The 18,120-nt window shown below is 56.0% G+C and carries 22 protein-coding genes and 3 pseudogenes; 13 read left to right on the top strand and 12 right to left on the bottom strand.

Translation table 11 applies throughout. From position 1 onward, the window contains the following. Positions 1 to 25 precede the first annotated feature (25 nt). From A8B84_RS09330 to A8B84_RS09320, 3 genes are read right to left on the bottom strand one after another with little or no spacing between them, the layout of a single operon-like run. Positions 26 to 928 carry an alpha/beta fold hydrolase gene (locus tag A8B84_RS09330; protein WP_064227867.1) on the bottom strand — a complete coding sequence of 301 codons (903 nt, stop codon included), beginning with the start codon at positions 926 to 928 and terminating at the stop codon, positions 26 to 28. Next, positions 918 to 1,409: a PaaI family thioesterase gene (locus A8B84_RS09325; RefSeq protein ID WP_064227866.1), complete on the bottom strand. Its 492-nt coding sequence runs from the start codon at positions 1,407 to 1,409 to the stop codon at positions 918 to 920. The genes A8B84_RS09330 and A8B84_RS09325 overlap by 11 nt, the downstream gene beginning before the upstream one ends. Next, positions 1,406 to 1,912 (bottom strand): PaaI family thioesterase, encoded by a 507-nt coding sequence (locus A8B84_RS09320; RefSeq protein ID WP_227512698.1) that lies wholly within the window; start codon positions 1,910 to 1,912, stop codon positions 1,406 to 1,408. Before A8B84_RS09320 ends, A8B84_RS09325 begins: the two co-directional genes overlap by 4 nt. Before the next feature lie 239 nt (positions 1,913 to 2,151). Here A8B84_RS09320 and A8B84_RS09315 point away from each other — a divergent pair, with 239 nt between their 5' ends. Beyond that, the gene (locus A8B84_RS09315; RefSeq protein WP_064227865.1) at positions 2,152 to 2,766 is read left to right on the top strand and encodes a TetR/AcrR family transcriptional regulator; all 615 of its coding nucleotides are present in this window, start codon (positions 2,152 to 2,154) and stop codon (positions 2,764 to 2,766) included. Between the two features lie 30 nt (positions 2,767 to 2,796). Here the strand turns inward: A8B84_RS09315 and A8B84_RS09310 are convergent, their stop codons facing one another. Together A8B84_RS09310 and A8B84_RS09305 are read right to left on the bottom strand one after the other, a co-directional pair. Then, the gene (locus tag A8B84_RS09310) at positions 2,797 to 3,777 is read right to left on the bottom strand and encodes a lipid A deacylase LpxR family protein (RefSeq protein ID WP_064227864.1); all 981 of its coding nucleotides are present in this window, start codon (positions 3,775 to 3,777) and stop codon (positions 2,797 to 2,799) included. Between the two features lie 15 nt (positions 3,778 to 3,792). Next, on the bottom strand, positions 3,793 to 4,386 hold the full coding sequence (locus A8B84_RS09305) for a MipA/OmpV family protein (RefSeq protein WP_064227863.1): 594 nt from the start codon (positions 4,384 to 4,386) through the stop codon (positions 3,793 to 3,795). 174 nt (positions 4,387 to 4,560) lie between these two features. Here A8B84_RS09305 and A8B84_RS21860 point away from each other — a divergent pair, with 174 nt between their 5' ends. Both A8B84_RS21860 and A8B84_RS09295 read left to right on the top strand, forming a co-directional pair. Then, the gene (locus tag A8B84_RS21860) at positions 4,561 to 4,830 is read left to right on the top strand and encodes a hypothetical protein (protein WP_064227862.1); all 270 of its coding nucleotides are present in this window, start codon (positions 4,561 to 4,563) and stop codon (positions 4,828 to 4,830) included. A gap of 250 nt (positions 4,831 to 5,080) precedes the next feature. Continuing rightward, entirely contained in the window at positions 5,081 to 6,025 is a 945-nt protein-coding gene (locus A8B84_RS09295) for a ketopantoate reductase family protein (RefSeq protein WP_064227861.1), read from the top strand. 59 nt (positions 6,026 to 6,084) lie between these two features. On the opposite strand, the gene A8B84_RS09290 is transcribed toward A8B84_RS09295, so the two are convergent. Continuing rightward, positions 6,085 to 6,534 carry a substrate binding domain-containing protein gene (locus A8B84_RS09290; RefSeq protein WP_264753892.1) on the bottom strand — a complete coding sequence of 150 codons (450 nt, stop codon included), beginning with the start codon at positions 6,532 to 6,534 and terminating at the stop codon, positions 6,085 to 6,087. Between A8B84_RS09290 and A8B84_RS21855 the strand changes: the two genes are divergently transcribed. Continuing rightward, positions 6,521 to 6,715, top strand: coding sequence for a hypothetical protein (locus tag A8B84_RS21855; RefSeq protein WP_227513977.1), 195 nt, complete (start codon positions 6,521 to 6,523; stop codon positions 6,713 to 6,715). The genes A8B84_RS09290 and A8B84_RS21855 overlap by 14 nt on opposite strands. Here the strand turns inward: A8B84_RS21855 and A8B84_RS21495 are convergent. Next, positions 6,691 to 6,837: pseudogene (locus A8B84_RS21495) on the bottom strand (IS256 family transposase); the annotation flags it as partial. The gene A8B84_RS21855 and the pseudogene A8B84_RS21495 overlap by 25 nt on opposite strands. Positions 6,838 to 7,203: 366 nt before the next feature. Between A8B84_RS21495 and A8B84_RS21850 the strand changes: the two are divergent. The 5 genes from A8B84_RS21850 (at position 7,204) to ltrA (ending at position 11,256) form a co-directional block, all read left to right on the top strand. After that, entirely contained in the window at positions 7,204 to 7,425 is a 222-nt protein-coding gene (locus A8B84_RS21850) for a hypothetical protein (protein WP_413772184.1), read from the top strand. A 46-nt stretch (positions 7,426 to 7,471) separates the two neighbouring features. After that, complete coding sequence (locus tag A8B84_RS21845) at positions 7,472 to 7,639, top strand: hypothetical protein (protein ID WP_227512696.1); 168 nt, start codon at positions 7,472 to 7,474, stop codon at positions 7,637 to 7,639. Between the two features lie 58 nt (positions 7,640 to 7,697). Further along, the gene (locus A8B84_RS09280; RefSeq protein ID WP_064227860.1) at positions 7,698 to 8,513 is read left to right on the top strand and encodes a DODA-type extradiol aromatic ring-opening family dioxygenase; all 816 of its coding nucleotides are present in this window, start codon (positions 7,698 to 7,700) and stop codon (positions 8,511 to 8,513) included. A 149-nt stretch (positions 8,514 to 8,662) separates the two neighbouring features. Continuing rightward, positions 8,663 to 9,289 (top strand): 7TM-DISM domain-containing protein, encoded by a 627-nt coding sequence (locus tag A8B84_RS09275; protein WP_064227859.1) that lies wholly within the window; start codon positions 8,663 to 8,665, stop codon positions 9,287 to 9,289. A 740-nt stretch (positions 9,290 to 10,029) separates the two neighbouring features. After that, a complete protein-coding gene (gene ltrA, locus A8B84_RS09270) occupies positions 10,030 to 11,256 on the top strand; it encodes a group II intron reverse transcriptase/maturase (RefSeq protein WP_367184214.1) in 1,227 nt (408 codons plus the stop codon). Between the two features lie 104 nt (positions 11,257 to 11,360). Here the strand turns inward: ltrA and A8B84_RS21705 are convergent, their stop codons facing one another. Beyond that, positions 11,361 to 11,516, bottom strand: a complete 156-nt coding sequence (locus A8B84_RS21705; protein WP_201257879.1) for a hypothetical protein — start codon at positions 11,514 to 11,516, stop codon at positions 11,361 to 11,363. A 350-nt stretch (positions 11,517 to 11,866) separates the two neighbouring features. On the opposite strand from A8B84_RS21705, the gene paaI reads away from it, so the two are divergent. After that, the gene (gene paaI, locus A8B84_RS09260; RefSeq protein WP_064227858.1) at positions 11,867 to 12,313 is read left to right on the top strand and encodes a hydroxyphenylacetyl-CoA thioesterase PaaI; all 447 of its coding nucleotides are present in this window, start codon (positions 11,867 to 11,869) and stop codon (positions 12,311 to 12,313) included. A gap of 238 nt (positions 12,314 to 12,551) precedes the next feature. On the opposite strand, the gene paaX is transcribed toward paaI, so the two are convergent. Then, complete coding sequence (gene paaX, locus A8B84_RS09255; RefSeq protein WP_064227857.1) at positions 12,552 to 13,520, bottom strand: phenylacetic acid degradation operon negative regulatory protein PaaX; 969 nt, start codon at positions 13,518 to 13,520, stop codon at positions 12,552 to 12,554. A gap of 443 nt (positions 13,521 to 13,963) precedes the next feature. Between paaX and A8B84_RS09250 the strand changes: the two are divergent. The 3 genes and pseudogenes from A8B84_RS09250 to A8B84_RS21490 form a co-directional block, all read left to right on the top strand. Continuing rightward, positions 13,964 to 14,875: pseudogene (locus A8B84_RS09250) on the top strand (transposase); the annotation flags it as partial. Positions 14,876 to 14,880: 5 nt separating this feature from the next. Further along, on the top strand, positions 14,881 to 16,257 hold the full coding sequence (locus tag A8B84_RS09245; protein ID WP_064227856.1) for an IS1182 family transposase: 1,377 nt from the start codon (positions 14,881 to 14,883) through the stop codon (positions 16,255 to 16,257). 127 nt (positions 16,258 to 16,384) lie between these two features. Further along, a pseudogene (locus A8B84_RS21490) lies at positions 16,385 to 16,588 on the top strand (IS110 family transposase); the annotation flags it as partial. Positions 16,589 to 17,006: 418 nt separating this feature from the next. Here A8B84_RS21490 and A8B84_RS21840 read toward each other — a convergent pair. From A8B84_RS21840 to A8B84_RS09230, 3 genes are all read right to left on the bottom strand, one after another. Then, positions 17,007 to 17,342 carry a transposase gene (locus A8B84_RS21840; RefSeq protein WP_227512695.1) on the bottom strand — a complete coding sequence of 112 codons (336 nt, stop codon included), beginning with the start codon at positions 17,340 to 17,342 and terminating at the stop codon, positions 17,007 to 17,009. Beyond that, positions 17,339 to 17,491, bottom strand: a complete 153-nt coding sequence (locus tag A8B84_RS21835) for a hypothetical protein (protein WP_227512694.1) — start codon at positions 17,489 to 17,491, stop codon at positions 17,339 to 17,341. Before A8B84_RS21835 ends, A8B84_RS21840 begins: the two co-directional genes overlap by 4 nt. 56 nt (positions 17,492 to 17,547) lie before the next feature. Next, positions 17,548 to 18,120 (bottom strand): LysR substrate-binding domain-containing protein (locus A8B84_RS09230; RefSeq protein ID WP_201257877.1); only part of this gene is annotated, 573 nt, incomplete at its 5' end.

Genomic DNA, 18,120 nt, shown 5'->3' with positions numbered 1-18,120 from the left:
GATCGGCAAAATTAAGGTGTGGGTATCAGTACTCGCGGCATCCGGATAAAGCTAGTTGCAGGATAGCATCGCGAACGGTGTCCTTCTGCTCCATAGGCAGAAAATGGGTCGTGCCCTCAAGAACCCTGACGTCAGCCGAAGGCAACAGGGCCTTCAGGCGTTTTTGTGCCTTTGGTGAGAAGGTTGACCCGCGTTCTGCCGCCAGTGCTATAACCGGGCACCGCAACTGACGAATACCCGGCCACGGGTTGTGTTCGGTATGGGCAAAGGTAGCGCTTTCCCACTCCGGCGCACACGCCAATTGAACTTGGTCACCCTGCGGCACGAAGGCGTGTTGGACGTAGGCGTTCAGCCATGCTTCGGGCCAGGTCTTGAAGCCACCGCGGCCACGGTAGTTGTCCAGCGCAACAGCGTGCGAGTCGAATACCCTGCGCCGACGTGCGGCTCCGGCGGCCAGTGACAACCGGTGTGACTGGCGTATCAGCTTGGTCAGCCCCAGCTTCAGGCCCTGCCCCTGATCCATGATTACCGGTTCCGCCAGAATCAGACCCAGCACCTTTTCCGGCCGTCGGGCAGCGGCCATGATGCTGGTGGTGGCACCGATGGAATGGCCGGCAAGCCAGACCGGCTCGTCCTGGCTATCCAGCAGAGCCGTCATGTCGCGATAGTAGGTTTCCCAGCCCCGGAATGTCGACAGGTTGGCCGCACCGGCGCTGGCCCCATGCCCCCGCATGTCCCAGGCCAGGACATTGACGTCCGTGGCAAGCTCGTCAAGGAGAGGGCGATACAGGCGGCCATGGAAACCCGTGGCATGTGCCCAGTGCAGCGTGGGGCGCGCTTTGGATTGCGGCCAGCGCCACAGTGCGATATCGGCGCCATCCGTCGCCCGGAATTCGTCGCGTTCAGGTGTGTTGTGCTTAATGTCCATGACGGTCTTCTTGTTGGGCGGCCATTGTCGGGAGCAATAACTGAACCTGACCAGTGGCGATCGGTTTGTTCTCATCGCCTTGCCAGCAGGTCACCTGGACCAGGCTGGTGCGCCTGCCTTGCCGAATAATGTCGGCCCTGGCGAACGTCGATCGGGCCTTCGCGGAGCGGAGGTAATTGATGTGGCTGTCGAGAATGCGCGGGCAACGTATCTCTGCATCCTGGCTTTGCGCAGCCACCCGTGCGGTGAGTTCGATCAGGGCCCCAAGCACACCGCCATGGAGGGCAGGTAGCATGAAGTTGCCAATCAGTGCTTCACGACACGGCAAATGAACCAATACACCTGCATCACCGCGCTGAACCTCAAGCCCGAGGTGCCGTGCGTAGGGAATACGCTCCAGCAGAGCCTGCCAGTCAGCACATTCTTTCCCACTTTCTGCAGCGCCTGAGATGTGTTGTGCCGAATCGCCAGTCGTGCTCATGCGCTCTCCTTTCCCCGTCCACCGGCATGGAATTGCTGGCCCTGGGTGTTACGCATGAAGGTGGCGTTTGCCGTTGCCAGTAACTCACGATTGCCCTCGTTAAGGATGTCACAATGAATAAACGCGACCTCGTCCGTTAAATGTCGACAGGTAGCCACCGCTAACAGGGCCTGGTCGCCGCTGGCAGGGCGCAGATAATCCATGCGCAGATCCAGCGTGGCAATGGGCATCAACTCCAGGGCCCCCGCGAATACCGCCAAGCCTCCGGCGGAGTCTGCCAGCGAGTAAAGTACGCTGGTGCAGATTTCTTTTGTATCCTCATGGGCGAACATCCATGACTGCGGGGTTAGCCGCATACAGACCTGGCCCTGGTCTACCGAGACGACCTGCATGCCCAGCTCCCTGCCGTGGGGAACCTGCTCGGTGAACTGCCACGCCGTCGCCACAGCGTTACTGTGCTGAACTGTGTTCGGCTTGGCCATCAGATCTGCCCAGCCTGGCATGCCTTTCGTACCGGGGCGGAAGTGATGGGAAACCGCTGATTTTCATCGATCATTGCCATGTCATTGTCTACCGAATAATATTGTTGCTGGATTTTGGTTGGTTAACCAACCAAAAGTCAAGGCTATGTTTGCGGACAAATGGCAGGCCACCTGCGTAATGGCGTACGATCAGTGCAGCGAGTCTGGTGGCGACCGCTCCGATGAATAATAAATGGGCTTGCTGAGGAGATACTTAAGCGATGGTTAACAGACAGATGACTCCTGCAAGCAAACTGGGCGACCAGGGCAATGTTTTGTCTAACGCAGCCCGGCTTTTTCGTGAGAAAGGTTTTGAAAGGACGTCGCTCAAGGAGATTGCCGAGGCCTGCAATATGCTGCCCGGAAGTCTGTATTATCGTTACAACAGCAAGGAAGCGCTGCTTGTCGAGCTGATGCGCCGGGGAATTGACCTGGTGACCGCAGAGATCGAGTCGGCTTACGCCAGCTCGGATGACCCGTTTGAACGATTGCGTCTTTGTATCAACGCACATCTGCGCGCTCTGTTGGTAGATTCGGATGCGGTTTACGTGCTGTTGTTTGAATGGCGGGCGCTGGGCCCGGAGGCTCGTAAGGAAATCATCGAACTGCGTGACCAGTACGAGTCCCTGTGGGCCGGTATCCTCGAAACAATGATTGCGCAGGGCGTGGTCCGGAAGAATGTTGACGGCCGTTTGCTTCGCTTGATCGGCCTTGGGGCGCTCAACTGGGTTGCAACCTGGTTCGACCCGAACGGGGCCCATTCACTCGACGCCATTGGTGATTTGATCTGGCAGATCGCTATGGACGGTGTCATCAATAAAGGAGTCAAGGTGTAGGGTAAACACTGCCCGAAAATGTCTCGGCACTCAGAAGCGATACGCAGCCGACACAGTCCCAAAAGAAAGTGCATCTTTATTCCTTTCATTCTGACTGGTCGTCGCTCTGAGTGTGATGGCAATCTGGATTCCAGGCGAATGCCAGCCAACGCCCACGCCGCCCAGACCAACAACAGAACGCTGGTCATAATCGTAGCGCCCTGACTGCTCCTCCAGATAGGAATAGGGTATGAACTCCATACCCAAACCAATGAACACGGACCAACCCGAGCCGGGGGCATTCAGTGAGCCCGGCAGGGCAATGGTTGAAGAGGCTCCTGCATAATCCGGGATGATATTGGCGGGCAAGTTGGTGCCGATTCGCCAAGTCATACCCAACTCGCCACTGCTGACGAAATTCGACAGCCTGCCACCGGTTACCCAGGCAACCTCCTGAGGTATCCCACTGCCGATATTTTCGAGAAACAACCGCCGAGCATGAAAGGTGTGCACTTCGCCAATGACATCAGTGCCCAGCTGGTTATCCCAGCCATTCGGATTGGTGCTGCCGGTCAGTTTGTGGACCCATTTCTGCGTTGCTTCGGCGCCGGAATTCGGTCCAACGACACCCAGACCGATGCCATAGCCGGTCTGGGATTCTGAACTCCAGCTCCACAGAGTGATTGAGCTGGAGAGGTAGCCCACGTAAGGCAAGTCTTCATAAATCGGCCCAGATGCTTGTAGGTTCTCTGGGGTGACCATCAGTTGGCTCAAGCTGAAGGTCAAGGCATGAGCGTTGCCCGTGCGACCAATAACGGGCAACCAATCCATCGCGTTCCTGGCCCTTCTGGCCAGACACACCTCGCAGTTATTGTTCTCTGCCGACGCACTCAGATAGGACAATCGACCACCATTGGTATAGCCCTTATCCGAGCCGGTCAGAAGGTCGTTGTCCCAGGAAATGCTAAAGGCCCCGGAACTGGCTCCGACAAAACCGGGAACAAGTGCAAACAAAAAAATGATCAATCTCAAGAGAGCTTCGTCCCGTTAAAAGCGATAGTTCATCAAAAATCCGCCGAAGCCCTGAACATGATCTCCAATATCCGCAACTATCGGACTGTATTTGGCCTCTCCAGTTAGGTAGGCCACTCCCGCAAGACCGGTCAGTGACCAGTCGGCACTTAGGCGGTAAGTCATAGTGCCACCAAAACGTATGCGCAGGTAACCGTTATCAACATCATAGGCGCTCAGGCCGGAGCGGGTGCTCTCTGCCTCGGATACGCCAAACTTGCTCTCCGTCCAGCGCTCACTGCTGTAGAAGAGGCCGGGACCGGCCGACAACAAAAGGTTTTTTGTCAGCGGGGTTCGCCAACTTCCCTTAAGTGTCAACTGATAGCCGTCGACGTCGCCGGTCACCGGTGTCTTTACCGACGCGCTGTAATTGAAAGGCCCGTCCTCCATGGCAACGCGCAAACCAATGGCAGCCCCACTGTCCACCTTATCCAGGTTGCTCAGGTCATCCTCATTATCACGGCCCCCGACATAGCCGATGTAGGTCGACAGCGACCATGCGCCATAACTAATAAAGTTCCAGCCGAGGCCATCGCGGATATTCAGATAGAACCGGTCGTCATAAGTCATCTGTGAAACAGAGGCTTTGATAGGGCCGCAATGCCAGTCGAGCCTGCGTCGTCTGATACGACAGGACCTTGCTGTGGACAGCGTGGCATTTATTACCTCAGCCCCGGGGGCGCCCAGCCGGAAATCTTTCATCAGTGCGGTGAAGGTGCTCTGGCCCGGCGCCTGCAGTCTGGCATGAAAGCACGCGGGTTCGAAGTTGCCGTTAATGGCCCCAGGGATTCCGGGCTGAAATTACTGGCCGAGAGCATGATGCAACTGGTGCCCCAGGAAGTGATCGAATTACGGCTGAATACCGGCATGACAGTGAGCATTATCGTACCATTGGCCATTGCCTTAAGGTATTGCGAAATCAGGGCGTACTGCACATCTGCCTGGACCGGCTGGATGCCGACGGCAATAACGCCAGCCATAGTCAGCCCCATGACGGCTATATCCGTCATCTGATTCGACAGTGGGAAGACGAGCAGAAGTGGGTGAAAGCCATGTCGAAATCGGGTTTGAACGGTAGCCGTCCATCACCGGGCCAGAGTAACCCGGTTGCAGACCCGACACTGTGTACTCAACACCGCCTTCAGCCTGGGCGGCATGAAAGCGCCCCAACGCCTGTTTGGCTTTTCGCTGAATGAGAACAGCCAATCCCTCGCAGGTTATGGCTGGATGCAATAGGCTATGGGAAACACAAGGGATTCCGTAAATGCTCAGATTATTGATGATCGGTGCCGGCGGCATCGGTGGTTACTACGCCGCCAGGCTTCTGGATGCCGGGCATCGGGTAGTGCTGACAGCAAGGGGGGAACACCTGGACGCGTTGAAGGATAACGGCCTGATGGTCCACTATGAAGATCGCGAGTTGGCCCATGCCCCGGCTGCTCATGACCATCAGGAGCTTGTTGCCCAGTACAAGCCAGACGAGTTTGACCTTATCCTCATCGCACTCAAAGCCACGGCGACTGCTTCGGTGGTGAGCGAGCTCGGCGATTGGCTAAAGCAGGGGCAGACCCCCGTGCTTTCCTTACAGAACGGCGTCGATAACGAACCACTCCTGGCGGAAAAGTTTGGTGCTGACAGGGTCATTGGTGGGCTTGCAGTCCGCATAGGAGGGCATATTGCAAGGCCGGGTGTTATCGAGGCTGAGGGCCTCGCACAAATCGTGATGGGGGCATGGCCCAAAGTCAGTGGTCGGCAAGACTCCCGAACTCCGCTACTCAAGACCCTGGTTGCCGCTTTTAATGATGCCGGTATTCCAACCAGATCCTCGGACAACATTCGCTATGAGCTCTGGCGTAAACTGGTTATTAATAATGGTGTAAACCCACTTTCCGCGCTTACAGGGCTGGATACCCGAAGCCTTACCCATCACCCTGGATTCGGCAGAATCGCGTATGGAATGATGGCTGAAACCGTCGAGGCCTCAAGGGCAGACGGCGTGAATCTCGGGAAGGCAGATCTGGACGAGATGTTTGAGTTGATCAGCAGCTTCAACGCCATCAAGACGTCAATGCTGATCGACAGGGAGAGAGGTCGCCCGCTGGAACTGGATACCATTGCCGGGGCGGTACTGCGACGCTGCAAGCATCTCGGAGTTGAGGCTCCCTATACAGAGACAGTCCACGCATTATTACTGCACTCAGATGAGTGAAACCGAATGAATTCATGGACGGGCTGGTATCGAGGCAATCGTCGGCGTGACAGAGCTCGCTAGGCGAACCTGTCCCAGTACGGAGGTTCGCCGAAAAAACCATCGATGAAATCGGTAAAGCCGCGCACCTTGCTCGCCAACAGTTGCCGGTGGGCGTATACCGCATAAAGTGCCATGGGCTCTGGTTCATGCTCAGGCAGGACAACCTCCAGCTTTCCTTCCCTGATCGCCGCGCCCGCAATGAAGGTGGGCTGCAGGGCAATTCCGGCGCCTGCAATCGCCGCTTCTATCAGCACGTCACCGTTGTTGCTGATCATCTCCCTGGTGTTTTCGCGACCACTGCCTTGCAGCCATTTCTGTACCGTGTGGGCGGCGTCCATGTAGCTGTAGTGCAGGTAGCGGTGGTTACCGAGATCTTCCGGGCGCTCCGGTGTGCCGTGTTGTTTCAGGTAGGCCGGCGATGCGCACAGGACCAGCCTTACCGGGGCGAGCCGTTTGGCGATCAGCAAGGAGCTCTTGAGGTGCCCGATCCGACGCGATATCGAACCCTTCCCCAACGATAACGACTTTCCGGTCGTTCAACTGCAGATCAATGCCAACGGCGGGGTGGGACTCCGGGAACGCGTTCAGCAGGGGGAGTTGTTGTCAAATCTGGTGTATGACCATCAGGCAGCGTTCCTGTCAGATTGATCATCCACCTGTTCTCCATCCCGAAACTGGACGTTGTTCACGACCAGTCTGAGTTGGTCGAACCCTTTGATCCGCTTCCAGCGTTTCTGGGCGGATTGGAGCAGTTTGAACACCATCGATACTCGCAGGATAAGGAGGGACGGTTTATTCGCCAGACCTCTCCTTTTCGCAACTGTGATTACATCGGATCGTGCGCCTGGGGCCCACCGGTAAAGGTGGTTCAAGGCGGATAAGGGGCGTTATCACCTGTACGTGGCGTACATTTATCCTTGGGCATCGCGGGCACTTATGGCCCGGGAACTGAAAGGGCTCAAGGACGTCATTGGTGTTACCATCGTCAACCCCCCGGCTCACAGACCAGGACTTGGAGTTGGCGGCAAGATACACTCAACCGCGCGCTATAGGCACGAGTTGTATACCCGTGCCGATCCACAATCTCTGGTCGCGCCACTGTGCCGGCGCTCTGGGACAAACACACGGGCACCCTCGTGAATAACGAGTCTGCAGATATCCTGCGGATGCTGAACAGTGCGTTCGCGGCGATTGTGGATGAAGGCCCGGATCTGTATCCGGAAGAGTTGGCAGGGGATATCGACAGGCTCAACGATTATCTGTACACGGCCCTGAACAACGGCGTGTACCAAGCGGGCTTTGCCGCCTTGATGAAATGGATTCCCGTCTGCGAATGGACGCACCTGCCTGTTTGGTGAGCAACTCACAGAGACGGATATACGTCTGTTCGTAACCTGGTGCGTTTTGACGCCGCCTACCACGGCCCACGGCCTGTTCAAGTGTAACCGCAATACCCTGCGAGTCATTCCGCGCCTGCACGACTACATGCACCGGATTCTGGCGCTTGACGGCATTGCCAATACGGTCAACCTTGATCGCATCAGGCCGGGTATTACTCCAGCAAGGCGCTGAACCCGACGGGTATTGTGCCGGCAGGGCCGGGCCAACTCTGAACACAGGAGCAACCGCCATGAAAACTGAAACTAATGTGCTGTTCATCTCCCATGGCGGCGGGCCAATGCCGCTGTTGGGGGATCCCGGTCACCGTGAAATGGTCGAGCGGCTCACGGAGCTTGCCGACAGGCTTCACAAACCGTCGGCGATACTGGTTATCAGCGCCCACTGGGAGGAGTCAGTGCCGATGATCACCTCGGGGGCCAGTCCGCAGCTCATCTACGATTACTATGACTTCCCGCCGGAGGCCTACAGTATCGAGTATCCCTGCCTGGGAGAGCCGGGGCTGGCGCGGCAGGTTTACCACGCGTTGGTACAGTCTGGAATCCCAGCGCAACTTGATGATCGAAGGGGCTTTGATCACGGCCTGTTCGTGCCGCTCAAGCTGATGTATCCGGATGCGGATATCCCATGCGTGCAGCTGTCCCTGGTAGACAGTCTGGATGCCAGCACCCACTTGGCGATTGGTCGTGCTTTGCAGGGGCTGGACTACGCCAACCTGCTCGTGATCGGTTCTGGGTTCTCGTTCCATAACATGCGGGCGTTTTTCGCGACAGATACGCCGGAGATTCGGGCTCGTAATCAGGCTTTCGAGGACTGGCTGGAAGAGACGTGTGGTGATACCGCCCTGCAGGAATCGGAACGTGGTGAGCGCCTGGCTCACTGGGAGCGAGCGCCCCACGCCCGCTTCTGCCACCCCCGGGAAGAACACCTTCTGCCTTTGCATGTGTGCTACGGGCTTGCGGACAAGCCCAGTGACACGCATATATCGGCAACCATCCTCGGGAAAAAGTCGGGGATGTTTTATTGGAGAGTGGAAAGGCTGGATTGACCTGCCGAAGGCATCAATCTCCACAAACTTTCAGGTATCAAAAAGAGGGGGGAGGCTACAGAAACTCACGCAAAACGCGATAAAAGCAATCGTTTTGTTCCAGCGGCAGGTGCTAGACTTCAGCCTTTTAAGGTGTAAGGACACCCTAAATGCCTCCCCACCGAGCGGTTTTGTGTTTTTTCTTTTTGTGGATAGCCGGTATTTCAGCCCAGGCATCGCCGGTGGCCCTGGACCTTAGTCAGCAAGGAGGCCAGTTAACAGATTTCACGGTCGAGTATTTCATCGACGATTCCCAGTCGCTGGATTATGAGGCGATTCACAAGCAAGCCTTTCGGGAAACCACCAGCACCACAACACTTGGCACACGGGCGACGGTGACCTGGTACCAGGTGGCACTGCACAACCCGGGCGCTGAATCCAGGTCGCTTTTTCTGCACTTACCCAAGGCCTATCACGTGCGTTCGATCGATGTCTTTGAGGAACGCGCTGACAATCTTGTCGATCAGGCATCCGTTGATCTTAATGATGCAAGTGACCATCCACTGATGTATCGGGGTACGGTGGTCTACCCGTTTACGGTACCGTCGGGGGAAACCACGTCTCTGTATGTCCGCAGCCATGTGTATTCGCATCAATGGTTTTCGTTGAAGATCTACGACGATGAACAGTCTCGGAAAGCGCTGGTCGGCGGCCACCTGGACATCGCGCTTCTGGTCGGAATGAATGTTGGCACTGGTGTTCTACTGCCGGATTTTTCCAACTCTGGGTGGACCTAATACTGGGTCAGGGTCAGTAACGGACATTACTAGGGAGCAGTTGGATTAAAGACTGGGGGCAGGTCAGTGGCGCTGTAAATGCGCTACGAGGTAAGGCTGGCCAGCCGCCTTGTCCCCGAGTCATGGCCGCGACGGGTAACCGGAATGGGCAAGCGTTGACAGGGGTTGTTGTGGGCCAGGTATTGAGCTCCGAAAATTCTCGCCCTTGGGGTGCCGACGGTATGCCCGTTCACGGAAGGCAATACCGGCCGAGGCGCAAATGGCAAGTCTTGGTCGGACCCCACGGAGTCATAGAACCTGAGCACGCAGCTCTATACAGCATGCACGGAACCTGGGAGAGCCCAGCGCGTATCTGGTGGTGTGGGTAGTGCATCACCAGATCGGCAGGTGAAGGTGAAAGACCCGAACGACCTGCACAAGCACGGCTGGGCAGGTCGGACGAGCCCATAGTAGTGGAGAAGCGGATGAACGAAGGTAATCAACGAGGGCAATACCAACCTCGCCAAAAACCGGAGGAGTTCGTGGAGCGAAGGGGCTCGGCCAAGGGGAACACCGCTCAGGCGCCCACGACTGGGACACAGAGCCCAGGGGCCGTGTCGCGTGGTCTGATCGGTGTACAGGAAGCCGCAAGAAGGGACAGGACGTTGCAGTTTACTGCCTTGCTGCACCACCTAACGCCAGAGCGCCTGAGAGGAAGCTTTGCGCGCCTCAAGCGCAATGCGAGTCCAGGCGTGGACGGGGTGCGGTGGGAAGATTACGCACCGATTGCAGAGAAGCGGGTCGCGGATCTGCACCGGAGTGTACAAGAGGGCATTTATCGGGCTCAGCCGGTCAAACGAGCGCGCATCCTCAAAGAGGACGGCAGTGAGAGACTGCTGGGCGTGTCGGCCCTGGAGGACAAGGTTGTCCAGGGCGCACTGGTGGAGGTGCTCAATGCCATTTACGAGGTTGACTTTAAAGGCTTCAGCTACGGCTTTCGGCCGGGGCGAGGTCAACACGATGCGTTGGACGCGCTCTGGGTCGGCCTGACCAGTCAACCGGTCAACTGGGTCCTGGATATGGCCATCCAAGGGTTTTTCGACCACATCCAGCACGACTGGCTCATGCGCTTTCTTAGCCACCGGATTGGCGACAAGCGCATTCTGCGACTGATCAAGAAATGGCTGCGAGTAGGTGCCCTTGATGAGGGGCAATGGCTCGATCTCGCCGAGGGATCACCCCAAGGCGCCGTGATCTCGCCGTTGCTGGCCAACATTTACCTCCACTATGCGTTTGACCTGTGGGCCGACTGGTGGCGCCGACACCACGCACGTGGACGGGTGGTTATTGTGCGTTACGCTGACGACACCGTTATGGGGTTCCAATACCGCGGTGACGCGGAGGCTTTTCGCACCGCCGTGGCGCAACGCCTCAAGCGGTTCGGTTTGACGCTACACCCGAAGAAGACGCGGCTACTGGAGTTTGGCCGCTATGCCACCCTCAATCGTAAGCAGCGCGGCGAAGGCAAGCCGGAAACCTTTGACTTCCTGGGCATGACGCACATTTGTTCGTGCACACGCCGAGGCAAGTACACCATCCGGCGCCAGACCACCGCGAAGCGCTTACGGGCTAAACTGCAACAAGTGAAAAAGCAATTGCGTCGGCGCCTGCATCGACCGGTTCTAGAGACCGCTCGCTGGCTGCGCGCCGTGCTTCAGGGGTACTACAATTATCACGCGTACAATCTGGCCTCGCTTCGAGCTTTCTGGCACCATCTCAGCCGCGCCTGGTTCAAGGCGTTAAGGCGTAGAAGCCAGAAAGCACGGGGCTTGACGTGGGAGCGCTTCAAACGCTTTCGCGATACCTGGCTCCCGCTACCGCGCATCCTCCACCCCTGGCCCAGCGAGCGGTTTCGCCGTCGTCACCCGAGGCAGGAGCCGTATGCGGTAATACCGCACGTACGGATCTGTGCGGGGGGTGCCTCGTGAGGTGTATTCCTACCGCAACTAAAATGACGTAATGGGTTAAAGGTTTTCGACTTCACGTCAAGGACTCCGGATTTTAGTAGCCCCTTACCACCCGGCGTCGCCTGTCACTCGGATTGCTCGTACTTGGGCTTGTAGCCGCTTGCATCCACACGAGCCCGATCAGGGTCGGCTTCCTGCAGGCTGGCGAGAGACCGAAGCGTCAGCCGCCGGTATCCTTCAGCCCCCTTCTTCTTCCAGGCAATTTCCTTATTGTTGAGCATCCGTATTACCTTGGCCGGTGAGCCAACGATCAGTGAGCCTAGTTCACAGGTGAACTTCGCTTTTACAAAGGCGCAGACGCCAACGATGGAACGAGGCGTAACTCTAATATATAATTGTGACCCAAGGTCGGTGGCACCGTGTCGGTTTAGAACACTTTTCACGCTACCCCTTACAACCGACGACACGGGAACAACGCGGGATCGAACTATTCCGGCACCTCCCCTGAGCTGGAATAACCGGCTTCGTACGGCACACTTCTTTAAAGTGTTCACAAACAGCTTCGCAGAAAATCACTAAAGCCCTGCCTTGCCGCTCCGGAAGAACGCAATTGCACAGAAGAGGTTTATTCATGAATGAGATGGATCCACAAGTACTCGCCGAAGAATGCGCGAAAGCCATGTTCGCGCGGGACCGCGCCAGCCAGAAGCTGGGAATGAACATTGAATCTGTCGCGCCCGGCAAGGCGGTCATCACCATGACCGTGACCGGCGACATGATCCAGGGCCACGGCTCCTGCCATGGCGGCTACCTATTTATCCTGGCCGACTCCGCGTTTGCCTTTGCCGGCAATAGCTACGACCGGGCCACTGTTGCCTCGGGTTGCAGTATTGATTACATGTACGGTGCCAAGGAGGGAGACCGACTGATCGCCACCGCCAAAGAACAGGTCCGGGGCGGCCGCACCGGTGTTTACGACATCACATTAACCAATCAGGACGGTCGCAAAGTAGCCCTGTTCCGGGGCCGTTCCTACGAGGTTCGTGGAACCGTACGCAATTCGGAGGAAACCACATGAACACCTACAGCTTCCCTAACGTCCCTTACAAAAGTTCGTCTTGTTATTAAGCTTATCGGATAGACGAGCAATTGATTCAATGATTTGATCCGCTGTCTTGCGCCAGACAAAAGGCTTGGGATCGTCGTTTTATCGTGCCAGATAGTCTTTCATGGGCGCCCCCACTTCGCGAGTGCTGAGGTGCGAGTTGCGCTTGACCCAGCAAGCCGCCGCTGCCGGTTGAGTTGACTCCCGTCGGTTATAACGCTTCCGGTTCTTTCTTCAGGTCAGTCTGTGTCGTCGTATCTCTCAGGCCACCGAAGCGCTTGAAAAACTTTTCGCCTGGTCCTGGAAGGGGGCCGGAGGCGTTCTCAAGGTTCTCGTCCAGCCATTGCTCCGCCCGGATACAGATTTGTCGATACAGGTTTCGGCACAGCTGCTTTGCGCTTCTGCCTTCCCAGTCTCCGGGCAACAGCTCATAGGGCAGCAATGGATCCCTCACAAGAATTTTCCGGTATTCATGGATCAGAAGGATCCTTAGAATCAGGCACTCCTCGGGGCTGAGAGTGTCCTCTGTCTGGAGTTCACGCCACAAGGGGCGGAACTGGCTTAGGAAGCGCCGGTAGCGGCCGCCCAGCTCATCCAGGTTCCAGCTTTCGCGAACCTGCAGTCTCAGCGCCCTTGGGCTCTTCTGCTCCATGGGCATGGTCTGCATTACGATGGTGTCTTCCAGCGCACCCCATTCTTGAAGCATGGGGATCAACTCGCCGCGGGTGAACCGCGGGTGCTCCATCAAGCCCGGCGCCATGCTGCCAAAACTCAGCCACTTCAATTCCTCCCGGACTTTCTGCTTCAGCTCAGGAGAGAGCTGGTTCAGGTACACCAGGCACCAGCTGCCGCTCCATTCCTCCGTGTCCAGGTTGTAGACGTGCCGGAAGGCCTGCTCGAACCGACGCAGTCCCGGGCCGGTGAGACTGTAGTAACTGCAACGACCCACTTTCTCTGTCTGCAGCCAGGATTCCTGAACCAGACGATACACCGAGGTGCGGACAAGCCGCTGACTGATACCCATGGGTTCAACCAGCTTCATCAGGCTTCCAAGCCAGACATTGCCGCCGCGGGGAACGATGGCATCGCCATAAATGGTGATGATGAGGGAGCCTGTGCGCAGCGGCCGCTTCTTCTGGAAATTCTTGACGAGCAATTCTAGTTGGTTTTTTGCAGTCATGGCCCGAGTTCGCAAATAAGAATCAATGAAACACGTTGCATGTATTATGCGGTTCTTACGTGCCAGGTAAACGTTTGTCTTTCTATTTGCTGTACTGGCGCGTTGGGTCAATGTCGACTTTGCTGTAAGAATTGTGACTCAGACTTTCTAAAAATGGTGGTCACGAGAAAGGTGATATAAATTTCGTTTTCTGTTTTGAAAAATGGTATCTAATTTTACAGAGAGAGCGAAGAAACCGAAAATAATTTCGTGTAGCTTAACAAAAGGTCACCGATATAGTTATAGCTCAAGAGTATAGTTGCAGAAAGCATCGATGGAGCTACTGCCATGGTCGACCAATTATTTCTCTGATCATTACAAACGAAGAACGTGATGAGCTCAATACTTGGGTTCGTCGCCGGCAGATGCCGGAGTCTGTCAACGTAGTTGTGTGTGCCACAGCAATGCGAGCAGCCGAGCAACACCGTGCGCGAATGATCCTGTTGAGCACCGAGGGCCTACCCGGACGACTGATTGCTGAGCGAGTGGGTGTATCGGCAGAAACCGTCAGTAAGTGGCGTAAGCGGTTTGAGCAGTTTCGCGTGGCGGGGGCTGTCTTTCGCGATGATCTCGTCGTGGGCGTCGAATGCATGCACTGCTGGTACTGGATCTCCGATCTGTGTGAAGAATACGGCATCCAATTTTTCCTGGGACACGCGCTTTATATGAAGGCCATCCACTGCGGTAAAACCAAGAATGATCGCATCGATTCCTTCAAGATTGCGATGGTCATGCGCGGTGGTAATTTCTCATTGGCCTATGTCTATCCCAAAGAGATGCGGGCCACCCGCGATCTGTTGCGCCGTCGCACCCGCATGGTCCGGCGTGGGGCCATGCTCAAGGCCCACGCAGTGAACACTCTGGGCCAGTACAATCTGCCGCCCAGCAAAGTCTACCTCAACAACCCAGGCGGCCGGTCACAACTCGCCGCTGCTTTTACCGATCCAGACGTTCAGCGCAACATCGATCTGGACCTGGCCATCGTCGATTGTTACCAGCACGAACTCAAAAAGCTTGAATGGCACCTGGAACAGCAGGCCAAACTACACGACCCAGCGTCACTCAACGTGCTGAAGACCATTCCTGGAGTAGGTCGCATTCTGGCCCTGACCATTCTTTACGAAGTCGGCGATATTCAACGCTTCGAATCCGTTCAGAAGTTCGCGTCCTACGCTCGCCTGGTGAAATGCAAAGCCGAATCCGCCGGCAAGGTTTACGGCACTCAGGGCAACAAGATCGGCAATGCCCAGCTTAAGAGGCTGTGTGAAAACAGCCTCTTAAGCTGGCAAAATAACCGCGACATGGCTCGCGGTTATTTTTTATGAGTCATCTGGAAGGCTCTCCTCGAAATCAGACGCTGCTACTCCCGCCCAGCGTTGAAGATTACGTCCCCGACGATCACCCGGTTCGCGTCATTGATGCGTTTGTGGATACGCTGAACCTGTCCGAGATGGGCTTCCGGAAAGCCCAAACGGCTAACACAGGCCGCCGTCCCTACCACCCTGGAGATCTGCTCAAGCTTTATATCTACGCCTACCTGAATCAGACCAGCAGCACCCGGCGCCTGGAGGAGGAATGCCACCGCAATCTGGAAGTGCTTTGGTTGATGAAGCAGTTGGTACCGGACTTCAAGACCGTTGCAGACTTCCGCAAGGATAACGGTGATGCGGTCAAGAAGGTGTGCCGTCAATTCATTGTCTTCTGTAGACAGGCCGGGCTGGTCAGTGGCCAGCTTGTCGCGATTGATGGCAGCAAATTCAAGGCAGCGGCCAGTAAAGATCAGGCCATCTCCCGTAAGCAACTGCAGAAACAGCTGGGCAAGCTGGATCAGAAGATCGACGGCTACCTTGCCCAGCTAGCGGCTTCGGAGCAAGAGGGCGAGTCAGATCTGGACCGTGACAAGGTGGCAGAGGCGCTAGCGTATCTGGAAGCCCACAAGGCAGAACTGCAGGATGAGCTCAAGACCCTGGTGAAAGACGGTAAAACACAACACTGTCGCACCGAACCGGATGCCAGGCTGATGAAATCCGGCCGAGAAGGCATGGTGGTTGGTTATAACCCGCAGAATGCCGTTGATGAGGAACACCAACTGATCGTTCACCACGAGTTGACCCGGACAGGCAACGACACCCTGCATGAGGCACTGGGGGGCGAATTAGAAACCATCGCTGCTGATGCAGGCTATTCCAACGGTGAACAGATAAGCCACCTTCAATCCTCCGAGTACGACTTGGCGGTGCCATCGAATCGGGCCGTCAACAATCAAGGAACCGGCGAGTACTTCCAGAAAAATTATCTGCCGGAAGAAGACGCCTACCGCTGTCCTGCTGGACAACTATTGCACCACAAGACCATCAGCAATCAACAGAGGATGCATTTGTATGCCCGTTCCGACTGCAATCAATGCCCCCTGCAGGTGAAGTGTACTAAGGCCGATCGACGTTGGATAACGCGACACTTTGATGAGGCGGCCCTGGAGAAGGCCGACGACGCAGCAACGCCCGAGCGGATGATCCTTCGTATGGCCACCGTGGAGCCCACCTTCGCGACTCTGAAGAGACTGCTGAATAAAGGCCGGTTTACCTGCTGGGGTCATGGCTCTGCCAGTAGTGAATACAGCCTGGGTGTTCTGAGTTATAACCTCATGCGGGCGATCAACGTGCTGGGCGTAAAGGAAATGCTGGCGAGACTTGCCTGAGCATCCTCGCGGCTCTTTTATTACCTGAGAATAATGAGTGATTAAAAGCAAAAATGTCCCGGACAATGTCCGAGGCATTCTGCTCGCTGGCATGGAGGCTGGGTGAACAACGCTTTTTCACAGCCTCCTTAAGTGGGAAGCAGCCGTGCTGTTTATCCGTTATATTGACAAGGCCAAGCGCTACGTCGAAAAACTCCGGAGGCGAATGAACAAACCCAAGGCCCTATCCGCCTTGGCGCACAAGATGGGCCGAGCGGTGTACTTCATGCTCAAAGACAAAAGGGTGTTCGATGAACAACAGTTCCTGAGAGGTAGTCACGCCACGGGCTGAGCGTGACGTCTAACTGGATCAGAAAGGATGACGCTGAAGACTGCGAGTCTGCTGACTGGTACCCGATGCCGAAGCGGTATTCTGTCACCGATGTTGAAGCCAGAGCGACTTGATTAGCCAGCCCGTGGGCATGCCTTAATACCATGAGCCAGTGCGCTTACACCGGTCCTGAGCCTGACACTAACTGGAGCCATGCAGCCCGACGCTTGAATAGCGCCAGTGACCGGTTATCGATGAATGTCTGGTGCCCCTGACCCACCGATGGAACGACCGGTCAGGATGTGGCCTAAAGCCACGTAAGAGAGCCCCTATATGTGTTTGCTGTAAGTGCCTGACAGCTCCGCGAGACTGACGAAGCAGGCGTTCTCGCTCATGGGTTTAGGTTGGCCGCTGGCGCGGCCAAAAAAATGACTATTGCCTATTGAATCCGAGAAGGCTCATATGTGTTCTTGGTGGAACTCGGCGCAGTAATAATAGTGGCATCGCCAATGCTGCCTTCGCGCAGCATCAGGCCGTTTTTCTCCAGATGTTTGTTCACCTCTTTAAACGGCGCCTTGCTAAGACCGTGCTGCTCCAGGAAATGCCGAAGAAGGTTGAGAATGGTGGTCTCGTCCGGCAAACGGCCCAGCTTCAGACCGGCGAAGTGCCGCATGGATTCGATCTCGTACAGAGCATCTTCCATTGCCGAGTCGCTCAGGTTATCGAACAACTGCATGCAGTGAACTCGCAGCATGGCAGACAACGGGGAGGTCACCCGTTCTGGCCCTTAGGATAGTAACGAGCCACCTTCTTCTCCAACTGCGTCCAGGGAAGCAATTTGTCCATCTGTTCCAGAAAGATCTCACGACGCGTTTTGCGCTTCTTGATCTGGTACTCGGCTTCGGAGAAGGTGATTTGATCCATGGTGGCAACGAATCCTATGCGGGTGACGATGGTCGCATTATCGCTAATTTCGAGACTTATTCAGTCTCCTTAAATCTTCGCAGTGTTGCAAGAAACGAGTTTAAAAGGTTCGAGCTATCATCTTTTCGGTATACACAGGACAGGTCTATGAAGGCCTCCTTCGGGAGATCTGAAATCTCTCGGTAGACAACTCCCGGGAGGGAAAGTGTCGATCCTGATTTGGATACCAAGCACACTCCGAAGCCACTTGCGACAAGGGCAACGCCAGTCACCACATCGCCCACCTCTTGCGTGATTTCCGGGGTAAAGCCGGCGGCATAACAAAGGGACATCACCTTATCGACGAAATTCGGGCGGCTACTGGAAGAGAAAAGCACCATTGGATAATTGGCCAACTCCCGGAATCTGATAACCGGTTGAGTGGCCAGAGGGCTGTTGATGTTGACGGCTAGCAGTAGTCGCTCCTGGTTCACCAATTCTGTGGTTATATCGGGAAGTGGCTTGAGCATCCTGTTAAATCCGAGAGTAATTCGGTGTTGCCTCAGGGCCTGGATCTGCTCCTCCTTCTCCATCGTGTGAAGAACCACCTTCACCTCAGGATAGTCCTGTTTGAATTGCAGGAGAACCCG

The organism is Marinobacter sp. EhC06 (assembly GCF_001650915.1).
Classification (GTDB): Bacteria; Pseudomonadota; Gammaproteobacteria; order Pseudomonadales; family Oleiphilaceae; genus Marinobacter.
This window is presented reverse-complemented; position numbering and strand designations above follow the sequence as displayed.

Bases quoted from the DNA above. Each gene is read 5' to 3' on its own strand.
- A8B84_RS21705 (WP_201257879.1), bottom strand. From the start codon at position 11,516: ATGCTCAACAATAAGGAAATTGCCTGGAAGAAGAAGGGGGCTGAAGGA.
- A8B84_RS21835 (WP_227512694.1), bottom strand. From the start codon at position 17,491: ATGGATCAAATCACCTTCTCCGAAGCCGAGTACCAGATCAAGAAGCGC.
- paaX (WP_064227857.1), bottom strand. From the start codon at position 13,520: ATGACTGCAAAAAACCAACTAGAATTGCTCGTCAAGAATTTCCAGAAG.
- A8B84_RS09275 (WP_064227859.1), top strand. From the start codon at position 8,663: ATGCCTCCCCACCGAGCGGTTTTGTGTTTTTTCTTTTTGTGGATAGCC.
- A8B84_RS21860 (WP_064227862.1), top strand. From the start codon at position 4,561: ATGAAAGCACGCGGGTTCGAAGTTGCCGTTAATGGCCCCAGGGATTCC.
- A8B84_RS09245 (WP_064227856.1), top strand. From the start codon at position 14,881: ATGAGTCATCTGGAAGGCTCTCCTCGAAATCAGACGCTGCTACTCCCG.
- A8B84_RS09320 (WP_227512698.1), bottom strand. From the start codon at position 1,912: ATGCCAGGCTGGGCAGATCTGATGGCCAAGCCGAACACAGTTCAGCAC.
- A8B84_RS09315 (WP_064227865.1), top strand. From the start codon at position 2,152: ATGGTTAACAGACAGATGACTCCTGCAAGCAAACTGGGCGACCAGGGC.
- A8B84_RS09305 (WP_064227863.1), bottom strand. From the start codon at position 4,386: ATGACTTATGACGACCGGTTCTATCTGAATATCCGCGATGGCCTCGGC.
- A8B84_RS09295 (WP_064227861.1), top strand. From the start codon at position 5,081: ATGCTCAGATTATTGATGATCGGTGCCGGCGGCATCGGTGGTTACTAC.
- A8B84_RS09280 (WP_064227860.1), top strand. From the start codon at position 7,698: ATGAAAACTGAAACTAATGTGCTGTTCATCTCCCATGGCGGCGGGCCA.
- A8B84_RS09325 (WP_064227866.1), bottom strand. From the start codon at position 1,409: ATGAGCACGACTGGCGATTCGGCACAACACATCTCAGGCGCTGCAGAA.
- A8B84_RS09330 (WP_064227867.1), bottom strand. From the start codon at position 928: ATGGACATTAAGCACAACACACCTGAACGCGACGAATTCCGGGCGACG.
- paaI (WP_064227858.1), top strand. From the start codon at position 11,867: ATGAATGAGATGGATCCACAAGTACTCGCCGAAGAATGCGCGAAAGCC.